The sequence below is a fragment of the Paenibacillus tundrae genome, from assembly GCF_036884255.1.
In the GTDB taxonomy this organism is placed as follows: domain Bacteria; phylum Bacillota; class Bacilli; order Paenibacillales; family Paenibacillaceae; genus Paenibacillus.
The window spans coordinates 1,211,057-1,223,713 of sequence record NZ_CP145605.1; the positions used below are offsets into that span (position 1 = coordinate 1,211,057).

The 12,657-nt window shown below is 45.3% G+C and carries 10 protein-coding genes; 6 read left to right on the forward strand and 4 right to left on the reverse strand.

Annotation, left to right across the window (positions count from 1 at the left end; translation table 11 throughout):
* Positions 1-257 precede the first annotated feature (257 nt).
* From V6W81_RS05245 to V6W81_RS05260, 4 genes are all read left to right on the forward strand, one after another.
* On the forward strand, positions 258-647 hold the full coding sequence (locus V6W81_RS05245) for a GntR family transcriptional regulator (protein WP_056694484.1): 390 nt from the start codon (positions 258-260) through the stop codon (positions 645-647).
* Complete coding sequence (locus tag V6W81_RS05250; protein WP_145049497.1) at positions 640-1,542, forward strand: ABC transporter ATP-binding protein; 903 nt, start codon at positions 640-642, stop codon at positions 1,540-1,542. The genes V6W81_RS05245 and V6W81_RS05250 overlap by 8 nt, the downstream gene beginning before the upstream one ends.
* On the forward strand, positions 1,517-3,544 hold the full coding sequence (locus V6W81_RS05255) for a hypothetical protein (protein WP_338541922.1): 2,028 nt from the start codon (positions 1,517-1,519) through the stop codon (positions 3,542-3,544). Before V6W81_RS05250 ends, V6W81_RS05255 begins: the two co-directional genes overlap by 26 nt.
* Positions 3,545-4,212: 668 nt before the next feature.
* A complete protein-coding gene (locus V6W81_RS05260) occupies positions 4,213-5,130 on the forward strand; it encodes a hypothetical protein (protein WP_338541924.1) in 918 nt (305 codons plus the stop codon).
* A gap of 357 nt (positions 5,131-5,487) precedes the next feature.
* Here the strand turns inward: V6W81_RS05260 and V6W81_RS05265 are convergent, their stop codons facing one another.
* Positions 5,488-6,681, reverse strand: a complete 1,194-nt coding sequence (locus tag V6W81_RS05265) for a MalY/PatB family protein (protein ID WP_338541926.1) — start codon at positions 6,679-6,681, stop codon at positions 5,488-5,490.
* Positions 6,682-7,092: 411 nt separating this feature from the next.
* Here V6W81_RS05265 and V6W81_RS05270 point away from each other — a divergent pair, with 411 nt between their 5' ends.
* Positions 7,093-7,779, forward strand: coding sequence for a stalk domain-containing protein (locus tag V6W81_RS05270; protein WP_338541927.1), 687 nt, complete (start codon positions 7,093-7,095; stop codon positions 7,777-7,779).
* Positions 7,780-8,094: 315 nt separating this feature from the next.
* Here V6W81_RS05270 and V6W81_RS05275 read toward each other — a convergent pair whose 3' ends face one another.
* From V6W81_RS05275 to V6W81_RS05285, 3 genes are all read right to left on the reverse strand, one after another.
* On the reverse strand, positions 8,095-8,958 hold the full coding sequence (locus V6W81_RS05275; protein WP_338543928.1) for an IS3 family transposase: 864 nt from the start codon (positions 8,956-8,958) through the stop codon (positions 8,095-8,097).
* Positions 8,959-8,969: 11 nt separating this feature from the next.
* A complete protein-coding gene (locus V6W81_RS05280) occupies positions 8,970-9,287 on the reverse strand; it encodes a transposase (RefSeq protein WP_111270792.1) in 318 nt (105 codons plus the stop codon).
* Between the two features lie 450 nt (positions 9,288-9,737).
* The gene (locus tag V6W81_RS05285; RefSeq protein WP_338541929.1) at positions 9,738-11,741 is read right to left on the reverse strand and encodes a S9 family peptidase; all 2,004 of its coding nucleotides are present in this window, start codon (positions 11,739-11,741) and stop codon (positions 9,738-9,740) included.
* Between the two features lie 317 nt (positions 11,742-12,058).
* Between V6W81_RS05285 and V6W81_RS05290 the strand changes: the two genes are divergently transcribed.
* Positions 12,059-12,622, forward strand: coding sequence for an STM3941 family protein (locus V6W81_RS05290; RefSeq protein ID WP_056694466.1), 564 nt, complete (start codon positions 12,059-12,061; stop codon positions 12,620-12,622).
* The last annotated feature ends 35 nt before the right edge of the window (positions 12,623-12,657 follow it).

Below are 12,657 nucleotides of genomic sequence, written 5' to 3' on the forward strand. Positions count from 1 at the left end.
TGCTGAATATGTCATATGTCTATCTTAACGGAAGGGTGAAGGGCAGGACAAGCTTAGAGTATCTACTCCCGTCATAACGAAATATGCTTTGAAAATAAAATCAATATGTCACTACATCCATATTATCGTATCGTGACTAGGATTATATGTCAAAAATAAGTGTTGACAAGGTGTATTAACTGTATTAATAATGATAGTACAGTTGATACACCTTATTATGGTTACATCACATTATTTTGTTAGAAAGGAGGTGCGGGATGTTCGAATTGGATGTACGCAGCCGTAAGGCGATCTATGAACAACTAGTAGACAAAATCAAAGAAATGATCGTATACGGTGTTCTCCAACCAGATGAGCAGCTTCCTTCCGTTCGCACCCTGTCCGCGCAACTGACGGTGAATCCCAACACCATTCAGAAGGCATACCGGGAACTGGAACGGGAAGGTTACATCTACTCATTACAGGGAAAAGGGAGCTTCGTATCATCTTCCGTGGAACATCCGAATGCAGCCATGAGAGATGAGATTAGAGCAGCTCTGGTGAAGTTAATTGCAGAGGCTTCGTATTCGGGCTTAACCAAAGCCGACATGACGATTTTATTTCAGGAAGCGATGGCCCGTATAGAAAAGGGGGAGCCGAATGATTGAGCTGAAGCAGGTCGTCAAAACATTTCAACAGGAAAAAGCAGTAGATGGTGTCACGATGCAGGTACATAAAGGATCAATCTATGGGTTGCTCGGCTCCAACGGAGCAGGTAAAACGTCGTTGCTCAAAATTATGGCAGGCATTTATCGTCAGGATACCGGCACGGTTCGCATTGACGGAGCTGAAATCGTGGAGAATTTAGACTTGAAGGGTCGCACCATTTTTATGGCAGATGCTCCCTACTTTTTCCCGCAGTCTTCCATTCATCAAATGGCGAATTTCTATCGTTCTGTGTATCCGCGATGGAATGAGGAACGGTTCGTGCAACTAGGCAACGTATTTAAACTCGATATGAAACGTAAGCTTCATCGTATGTCCAAAGGTATGCGTCGTCAGGCAGCTGTATGGCTTGGCTTGAGCTGTATGCCTGAAATATTGTTGATGGATGAGCCGATTGATGGTCTCGATCCCGTCATGAGACAACAGATCAAAAACCTGCTGTTTCAGGAGGCGGCAGATCGTCAGGTAACGATTATCATCTCCTCCCATAATCTCAGGGAAATCGAGGATCTGTGTGACCATGTAGCTATTATGCATAAAGGCCGAATCATTGTAGAGAAGGATCTAGATGACCTGAAGGCAGATACACATAAAATTCAAGTTGCTTTTCGTCATCCTGATCATGCCCAAGCGATAGAGGAACATATCGACATTCTGCATGAAGAGAAGCGGGGCAGTGTATCGCTATTCATCGTCAAAGGCAATCGTGAGACGGTGACACAGCGGTTCCAGTCACAAGATCCTTATCTGCTGGACGTACTACCACTGACGCTGGAAGAGATATTTATCTATGAAATGGAGGACGCAGGGTATGACATTCAGCCGATTATACTTTAACCGGGGCATCCTGTTCCAAAATTTCAGGCAGCATGGGTGGCTAGGCATTTTGTTTCTAATTGTATTGTTATTCTCCCTCCCACTGCCAATCGGTACGGAGTATCGGGAAGACCCTTACGAGATCACAAGTTTGTTTCAGACGAATGGGCAGATGCATCTCTTGCTTGCGCTCGCATTTCCAGTTGCAATAGGGCTCTTTCTATTCCGTTATATGCAATCTGGAGCATCCTCAGATGTATATCATAGTTTGCCGCTTAAACGTAAACATCTATTAACCGCTCATCTGTTCACCGGATTTATGTTAATTCTCATTCCGATCTGGCTGACAACCGCAATTACTGGCTGGGTATGGGGTGTAATGGACGAACCGGCCTACATCTTCACAGGTGATGCGATCTGGATGTGGGGACTGAGCATGAGTATCTACTCGATGTTCATGTTCATGTTGACCGTGGCTGTCGGCATGTGTATAGGTCAATCAATCCTGCAAGGGCTCACGGTGTATGCACTCATTTTGTTACCAATGGTGTTCTGGGCGGGATATGAACTTCACTTACAACAGCACCTATTAGGATTTCCTTATAATCAAGTGGGTAGTGTTCGTACTGATATATCATTGATTACTCGAATGGAATCCATAGGATCAGGAACAATCCTGTGGCCAGAGCTGGTAATATATGCGGCACTTACCGTGGTGTTTATCGCGTTAGCATATGTTATCTATGCGAGAAGAAAAGTCGAGTCGGCTACCGAGGCAGTTACGTTCACAGTGGTCAAACCGATATTCCGATTTGGATTCATGTTTACTATTGTGTTGATTGGTGGAGCTTACTTCACCAGGATTGCTCCACGAGAGTCTCCAGATTGGGGCATCATCGGTTATGTCGTGGGAGCGATCGTTGGTTATATTGGTGCCGAGATGTTGATTCGCAAGACATGGTTAATCTGGAATGGCAAGCTTATACCTCAGATGGCGCTGTACGGAATCGTGGTAGGGTTGGTTCTGTATGTCCCTGTTGCGGACTGGAACGGTTATGCCGCAAGAGTGCCAGCTAAGGAAGATGTTGTTCAAGTTAAGCTTGGTGGAGATGAGTTTGAATATCATAATGGGGTTCGTGTGAAGCGGGATGACAGCAAGCTTTATTCAAATAATCCGGAATTCATTGATGCGATCCTTGCACTTCATCATAAGATCGTAGATTCTGATTTGGATCTATTAGGTAATTTGAATTATATGCAATGGGATGATAGTGAGTTTATTTTCGTGAACTATGAGCTGGCTAACGGTAAAATAATGAAACGAAGATATCAGATTCCTCAATCGGAGTTCATCCAAGAATTGTCGGTACTGAGGGAGATGAAGGATTACAAGGCTATTCAATACAGGACATACAAACTGGACGAGGATGTATTGAGCATTGGCATCCGGTCTTACCTGAGTGGTGCGCGTAAAACATACATTAGCAATCCACAGCATATTCGTGATTTTCTAGATCTGTTGAAGCAGGATATTTTGGATCAGACGTATGATGAACAGACGTCACCATGGGAGTCATGGGCTAGTGCCGAGATTAATCAGGAGTCAGATCTAGACCCGAGGTTTCCGCGAACATCATGGAATTTTGAGATTAAATCTAGTTATGATCGCACATTAACGTGGTTGAAGCAGCAAAAGTTGTATGATCAGCTTAATGTATCCGCCGATGATATTGTGTCAGCACAGTTCGTGAAGCAGGAGTTCGACGGTGGAAGTAATGGAAAGACCTTGTATGCTGACTCACAGTATATTGATGCGAATCTAGATGGACATAAACAGGTCGCTACCCAGAATAAAGAAATTATAAGCGATCTCCTCACACGTCAACGAACTAGCTTTTATACCAAGGAAGCAGTTACCGTTTATCAGATCAAGCTCAACACAGTAAGTGGCGAGAACATCTATATGATGCTGGAAGAGGAAGATTTGACTGAAGCGATGCAAGCCATACTCGTTGATCTGTAGGCAATGACGGGGATCTTAAGGGGAAGGGTTCTCCCCAAGGCTAGTGCTTAGCGTTCAATCTGACTTGACCAGACAGAAATGATGGAATATATTAGAAAAAGGGTTGGGTTCGAGAATGAATGGTATCATTCACCGAACCCAGAGAACGGCTGATGTGGGAAGCACCCGCAGGAATAGGCAGATTGCCTATCTTGCGGGTGCTTTTTTGTCGTTCCAGCCGTTTCATACCAGGCATATATCTGTTGAACGTCATACTTTTTCATTCAACTTATATAGCCGAGATCACACAGAAGTGCGTGTTCAAAAAGGATGGTTTTCAGTACCGAGAAGATGGGATGAAGATAGAAATGGAGTAGCGGAGCGTAGGCAAAACTACGTGAGCAACGGACATTTCGGCTGAATTCCATCTTCGATGCTGAGATGCTGCTCGCGCATCCTTCGTAATCAAAAGCAGACTTTTTGAACAACCTCTAGAAAGGAGTTCATATGTGATGATGCATAGGTTTAAGTCGGAGAGAACGAAGGGGGAGAAGGCAGTGCACGAAGAAAGGCACGAACCGAGGTCAAGGCTGAAGAAGGAAGTTAGATACGAACCCAGGCAAATACTAAAGAGCAAAGCTAGGCACGTAGTAAATCATCAAGTAAATCATGGAGTAAGTCATCGAGCGATGGACAAGGTGCCTGGTGAAACGATGGACAAGCTCCCACAGGGAGCAATCGCAGACATAAGCACTGCTGGTCGTCCGCAGACGAAGCGGATAACTTGCCTGCGTTTAATTGTCCCGCTAGTAATTTTGTTTAGCTTGATCCTAAACCTCAGCTTGCCTGCAACAACCGAGGCGGCAGGGATTGAACTAGGGGTCACTGCACAGAAAGCATGGAACGATGTATTAAACAAAGCAGATCGCCAGATGAAAGCATCCTTGCAACGAGCCTATGAGAATGTGGGGAGCTTGGAAGGACAGGGGAAGACGTGGGAGCAAAAAACGAAAGCACTTCATACGTCCAATATGGCTGAGCTCAAGCGACTGCAAGCCAGCATCCGGCAGACCGATGAGAAGAAGATAGCGTCGTTAACGCAGTCTTTGGAACGTACTCAAGCTCGATACGAGCCGTTATTTGCCCTTTACACCGCGGTGAATAAACAGCTGGATGCAGCCCGAGCGACGAAGAACAAGGAATGGACAGCGGTTGTTCGTGCCCAAGCAGATACATTGAAGCCAGCTGTGCAACTGGCTAGGGAAGAGATCCGAATGAAGAAAAGCGAGCTTGCTGAAGCGCGTAAACGGAAAAACACAGAAATCAAACGTTTGCGTAGTATGTTATCAGGTGCTGATTCGGTAAAAAGGCAAATTCAAACAGCCAAAAAACAAGTTTCGCTAACAAAAGAACGTTACTCAAATGTACTGAAACAATTCAAGCAGAATCTCAAGCAAGCCCAGCCTTCACGTGTGCTAAGTTCATTGAATCAACTCGTCTCGGCGACAGAGAAATGGACAAGTACCAAACAGCACGTGTATACGTTGGAACAGAAAGTCAGTAACCACTATATTAAAGTCAATCAAGAGTTGGCGAAGAGGAAGTAAAGTAAAAGTAAGTGAATAGGAGAAGAGAAAGGCATAAGTAACGCCAACGGTGGCGGGAAAAGCCCATGCAGAGTAGAGCTCAAGTTAAACTCAAATAGAATTCAAATAGAACTCAAGTAGAGCTTGAGCGGCACCATCAGGTGGAGTTGAGATGAAATTCAAATAGCCATCTTCTTCTCTGCAAGCAGATAGAAGATGGCTATCATGAAGATTCATTTTGATCTTCAACATTTATAGTAGTAGCATTCATAGGATTAACAAAAGCAGTAGCTGCTAACTCGACTTATTATTTCTACCGCTACGATTCTGTTATCCTAAGATGATTCACTTCAATAAATACAAGCCCGAATTACAAACTTATAGCGACACTTGGCTAAGTGAATTGACCCAAGCCGTTAGTCTGCGCATAGCTTCTTCAACCGTAGCGCGTGGACATGCAACGTTCATTCGCATAAATCCAGTGCCTTCCGTACCGAAGATAATACCATCGTTAAGGGCAATCTTCGCTTCTTTCAGTAGAGCACTGCTCAGCTCTTCTTGCGTCATGTTCAGCTTACTGAAATCAAGCCATAACAGATACGTTGCTTCTGGCAGATATACCCCAAGTTGAGGGAGATGCTCTGCCGCATATTGCTGTACATATTCCATATTTCCGCGGACATATGCGAGGCATTCATCCAACCAGTCTGCACCACCTCTGTATGCTGCTTCGGCAGCTGTAGCGCCTAACGTGCTGATGCTGGACAGTCCCATAATTTTGACTCCCTGCATAAATGATTCTCTCAGCTTGGCATTTGGAATAATGATATTGGATGTGCAGAGCCCCGGAATATTGAATGTTTTACTTGGTGCCGTGCAGATGATACTTTGCTGGGCAATCGCGTCCGAGATCATGGATAATGGTGTGTGAGCACCTGGCTGATGTACCAGGTCGGCATGAATCTCATCGGAAACGATCAGTACATCATATCTAACACATAGTGCAGCGAGCTCTTCCAACTCATGGCGACTCCATACCGTTCCTAATGGATTATGGGGGCTGCATAGAATTAGCATTTTGACCCGACCTGTCTGGAAGCAGGATTCGAGATGTTCTAGATCCATGGCATAGTGACCATTCGTTCCTTTGAGTGGATTAGTTATGAGCTCTCGGCCTTGTCCACGTACGACTTCATAGAAGGGAGCATATACCGGCGTTTGAATAACGACTGCATCACCTGGTGCGGTGAATCGTTGTACAGCAATGCTTAAGGCTGGCACGATGCCGGGGGTAAACACAATCCATTCCTTCTCGATGCTCCAGTTGTGTCTGCTCTCCATCCATCCAATCACGGCCTCATGATATGAATCCGTACGTACCGTATAACCGAAGACGCCGTGTTCCACACGGGATTGCAGCGCCTGAATTACCGATGGCGGGGCAGCAAAATCCATATCGGCTACCCACATTGGCAGTGCCTCCGTAACACCGAAAATTTCCTCTAGTGCGTCCCACTTTTCCGATCCTGTATCAAGACGATGAATTGACTCATCAAAGCTATATTTTTTCATTACATGTTCCCCCTTTTTGTTCCGTTCAGTTCGACCACATTCGACAGACTATTATCTAATAAAATAAGTATTTCTGCAACTTGAGCTCATGCATCTGATCATGGTCAGCATGTTACGACATCAGTGTTACTCCGCGCAAGGAAAATACACAGTGTAATTAGTATGACCATGGGTATAGTTGCTAATTCGGGACTTTTATCATGGTACATGTTTGCCTAACGAGGGGAGTATATATTGTTAGAAAAGACTATTTTAGTACTCCCGGAGACCTGTTTTAGCGATAATTGAGTTCAAAAGCTGTCATCGGATGGTATTATGATTCCGTTCTTTGGTTTAACAACGTATTAACATCAACCAATGCTATGTATTGGGGAATGGCATGAATACACTCACTTGAGGAGGTCTCACAGGATGAAAAGTAAAAAATGGGCAATCACAGTAGGGGTACTTGGTATGGTGCTAACTGGTTCAGCGGGAGTATATGCAGGTACTCAACTAGAAACGATCAAAGCATACCTGAATCATGGGTTAGCCATTGAGGTGAATGGACAGAAGTTCACGCCGACAGGAGAACAGGGGAAGAAGCTGGCTCCGATCACTTACCAAGGGAGTACATACTTACCGGTACGCTCTATAGCTGAGGCATTGAACACAGAAGTTAAGTATGATTCACAGAACAACAAAGTAGCCATTGGTTCAACTAGTTCATCTGGTGCACCAACAACAGGAAACAGCGGAACAACTGCTCCGTCAACAGGGGCAAATACACAGGCTCAAGGTGTAAAATCCAAATACCTGCCGGCTGATTTCCCATTGCCTAAAGATGCGAAGACCATCTCCCTTGTGGAAAATGTGATGGACGGCAAGAAGAAGGTTAGTCTAACCTATAGCACAAAAGAGACACTAACTGTCCTTGGAGCATCATATCGAGACTACTATCAGAACCAAAATCTTACGCAGAACGTCCAAGACTTAGGTGCTGATGACTTCAGTATCGTAGGACGTGCGGATGAGAAATTTGCTGTATCGATCTCAGGATCATCCTCCAATATTAACGAGGGGTATAACGAGGTCACGGTAGTGTGGGGAGAAGAGTAGAGGAAGTAAAGAGTCGTCGGAAGCAGTATAGCCAGATAATATGTATCGGAAGAACACTGGCGTAGGCTTTAGATTGGGTTAATTTAAGGTGTCGTTTGAAATGGAGTAGGTAAAATAGTTCCATCTACGCGCCCTTCTCTTTACACGGTCGGTGCTAACGAATCTGAGAGAGCTTATTCGACCGTATCACGGCGAATGAGAATGCTAACGAATCCTAGAACCGTTATATCACCAAATACCACGGATTACATCTAATTCTAGTGCCCAAAAGGTATATTAGCGTGTCAACTGGACCTATGTCAAGAAAGTAGACACTTACGCGACGGATTTGTCCGTAAATTTCTTCGCAAAACGAGCAGGGGAAAGATAACCTAGCGCACCATGCATTCGCTTGCGGTTGTAATAGAACTCAATGTACTGGTAAATGGTGTTATAAGCCTCTTCTGGATTCTTAAAACGAGGGTTACAGTGAATGAGTTCTTTCTTCAAAATACTGTGCCAAGACTCGATACATGCGTTATCGTAACAGTTTCCTCGGCGGCTCATACTGAGCTCCATACCATACGATTTCAGTTGCTCCACGTATTCTTTTGACGTGTACTGCGAGCCACGATCCGAGTGATGTAGCAGTCCTGGAGCGGGGCGTTTGGCCCGGTAAGCATCATTCAATGCACCTAGCACCAGACTCGTTTCCATATGGTTGTACAGACGCCAGCCTACAATTTCACGCGTACATAAATCCAGAACACTGGCGAGATATAACCGGCCTCCTCGGCAGGGAATGTAGGTGATATCGGTGACCCATACGGTGTTCGGTTTGGACGTTTGAAATTGCTGGTTCAGCGTATTTGGTGCAATGGGATGATGATGGTTAGAATCCGTCGTTTGGACACGATACCGAGGAGTGTGCACGGAACGAAGATTCATTTGACGCATGTATATACTGACGGTACGGGAAGAGATTCTGTATCCTTCCAGATGGAGCGCATACGTAATTTTCGGACTTCCACACCGCTTCTGGTGGTCGTAGAAATGAAATCGAATACGCTTCATGATCTCAGTTCTCCGGTGCTGCTGTTTACTTGTTCGATCCATCCGCCACTTGTAATATCCGCTCCGTGACACGTGTAACAGAGTGCACATCTTCTCCAAAGAAAACAGGGAGCGATGGTTTTCCAGAAACTGAAACCTTAGCTCTTTGGTTTGCTGAAGATGTGCACTGCTTTTTTTACAATAGCCAGTTCCTCTTGCGTGTCCGCAAGCGTATGCTCTTTCTCTTGAAGTAACCGGCGCATTTCTTTAAGCTCTGCTTCCAGTTCTTTCACTCGATCTACGCTAGCTACGGGCTCATGTTTAAGTTCGCGATACTTGCCCATCCACTGGTGTAATGTACTTTTTGGAATGTTGAGTTCTTCTGCCAAGTCTCCGAGTGTCTTGGTCTGTTCTTGGATAAATTTTACCGTTTGTTTCTTAAATTCTTCATTGTATCGTTGCCGCTGTTCTCCCATGTGGACACACCTCCGTTAGCCTTATTATCCTTCTGTCCGTTATTGGGTGTCCACTTTTTATTCTAGCTCCAAACGATTCCTTACAATTCTCAGAGTGTTATTTTTAAGCTAATAAGGTTCACTGAGTTCGTTAGAGGATGGACAGTTACATTAGAACGAAGGGGACTTTAAGAAAGTGAGGACGCCAAGCATTCGCCTGTAAGCATTTCCGAAGGAGAGTTACACCGGAAGCTTGAGCTATCCGCGGGATGTTCCCTTCAGATAAGGGAGTCCACAATAATAGGGGCAATAGCGACTGCGTTCATTAGTTCTGTTATCCCGGAGTGGTCGAATACTGCCGACATCGAAAAACCACGTAGTGGTCATCACACAGATGACTTTACGTGGTTTTTGGTGAGGGTATTTTTTTTATAGGTAGCATCACTCGTTGCTCGGTGCCGAGCTTACTATTTAGAGGTGCTCGTTAAACCAACCCGCAATATGCTCAAGCCGGCGAACTCTCAGATGTGGGTGTCCTCCTCTGGACAATTCATGATTAGCGCCCGGGAAACGAACGAGACGTGTCGTCTGTCGACGTCGCTTCAAGGCAATATATAATTGTTCAGCTTGTTCAATCGGGCATCGTAAATCCTGCTCTCCATGCAGAATAAGCAGTGGGGTTGTTACATTGCCTACATAGGCTAGTGGCGAGTGCTTCCATAACTTCTCCGTATCCTCCCAAGCGTTGCCGCCAATCTGATCCTCTGTGAAGAAATATCCGATGTCGCTGACGCCGTAGAATGAGAGCCAGTTGGATATGGAGCGTTGTGTGACAGCAGCTGTGAATCGATCTGTATGCCCAACAATCCAGTTGGTCATAAAGCCACCATAACTGCCACCAGTAACACCTAGGCGAGTCTCGTCGATAAAGTCATATTGCCGAAGGGCATAATCGACAGCTTCCATCAGATCACGGTAATCACCGCCGCCATAATCCCCGCGGCAGGCATTCACGAATTGTTGCCCATATCCAAGACCTCCACGAGGGTTAAGATACATTACGGCATACCCTTGTGCGGCAAGGATTTGGAATTCATGCATAAATGTAAAGCCATACATCATATGTGGTCCACCATGGATTTCAAGAATCGTTGGGATTTTGACCCCATCGACCACACCCTGAGGTTTCATGATCCATCCCTGTAGCCGAAGTCCATCCGAAGAGTCAAACCAGAATGTCTCTGGTGAACTAAGTTGGATCTGTTCGGTCAACTGTGGGTTGCTATGTGTCAGTTGAATAGGTTGTGCTTCGGTGTCATCCGGTTCAGGATAGAGAAAGAGATCTCCCGGATTCAACACATCAGCTACGGCTGCAACAATCTGTCCATCTGCAAGCTCGGCAAATTGATAGAATTCTTTTTCGGCCGGTAAAATATAGCGTGACTCGCCGCCGTCTCTTGCGAATTTGGCAATTCGAACACTACCTTCGATTGTTACTAAGCAGAGGATTGACGAACCTTCACGGCTAAATACAGGTCCCGTAGGAGTTAAATGGGAGCGCATATCTCCAACGAGACTATGGCTACACTGCACATCCCAATCTGAATTCAGGCACTCTAGCTCACCGCCCGCGTGGGGGAGTGAATATAATTTAATATGCGTAGCGTTGTGATAGGAACGGTCACTGGCGAGTAGTGCAATGGATTGTCCATCCGGTGCATAGGTAAGACGGTAGAATGAATACCCTTCCGGCGTTAGCTGCTCAAGCGCTGTTCCGTCGGGCTTCGCACGATATACATGGTTGGTTAGACTGTAATCGTTATGATCTTCGCCTTCTTCTGGCATCTGGGTAATCCACGCGATGCTTGTACCATCCGGAGACCAGGCATACTCTCCAACATCATAGTGACCTGAGGTAACTTGCGTAGCCTCTCCACGTTCAAGTGGGATATAGAATAGATGATTGCGTCTGCCATTCCATAATCCACCTTGGTCTGATTTCATCCGAATGCGATCTACGATATGCTCTTGCGGTAATTTGTTTTCTGCGGAATCTTGGTTATCCTTATCGTCCTCAGCTTGCTCATCCACAGAGGATTTAACGAGCAAGGCTTGTCCGTCTGGTGACCAGAGCATCGAACTAATCCCATGCTTGAGATGGCTTACGATTCTAGCCTCTCCACCGTCGGATGCGATGAGCCAAACTTGGGTCTTCCCATCCTGTTCTCGTAAAAAGGCAAGCTGTGATCCGTCCGGAGACCAGACTGGAGAGTGATCCTTCTCCCCGGAAGTAAAAGGACGATCTTGGTGGCTCACGAGATCCAAGAGTCTCAGGTGGGATGAATAACCATCTCGGACGTCATTCGTTTTTCGACTCACATACACCAGTTGTCTGCCTTGTGGAGATGGTGTTGGATCGTTGACCCATGTGATCTGAAACAGGTCTTCCGAAGTCATGCCACGTAAACTATTCATTCTATGTCCTCCCACCCTAATTTGAATGTATTTTCCTAACCTTTCCATTTATATTAACGGAAACAATAGAGTAGGACAACGTCCGTATGCAATCGCAGCTCACTTTTTTCGATTATTCGGCAGTATAAAGGAATTGTCTGAATGGTGACGAATTCTACTGTTGAATAGTCACGAAACTGACAAACAAAAGTCCTAACTTACCGTTTGGACAGGCGCGAATACGTTTAATTAACAGTGCTAATTATGCCATTTGATATAGATATACGACTTATGAACGAGCAACTATTTCTTTGTCGCAATGAAGGGGGAAGACCACATTGTCCACATCCTATGAGCAACAACACGTAGAATACCCTAGCCGTAAACGCCTAGCGTGGCTAACAGCAGGGTCAGCAATATTCATTGCAGCCGGTTTATTCTTAATTCTTAGTGATTCGAAGGAAACTGGTGCTTCTACTATTTCATGTGTGGTTGGTGTTGTTTCTATTTTGTTTTTTGGCTGTTGCCTATGCTACATTCTGATGAAAATGATCAAGAAAGAGCCTTCATTTGTGGTGGATGAGAAGGGCTTTGTTGATTCTTCCTCATATACGTCAGGTGGTTCCATTGCCTGGACAGATGTAGAGAATATTTTTATGTATGAGCTCATGGGACAACCGATGATTGGCATTAAGCTTCGGGATGAGAAGGCCTTTCTGGATCGCCAGATGGGTATTAAACGCAAATTAATGACCGTGAATACGAATATGGTGGATGCCACGATAAGCATAGCGCAGAGTAGTCTCACATTACCGTTAGATCAATTATATGTGATGATGGTGGGACGCTGGAAACGGGCCAATCCGTCCGTTACTAACCAACAACCGCCTGAACAAGTATAGATGACACCACAATGTAATCTAATGGGAGGTAATTC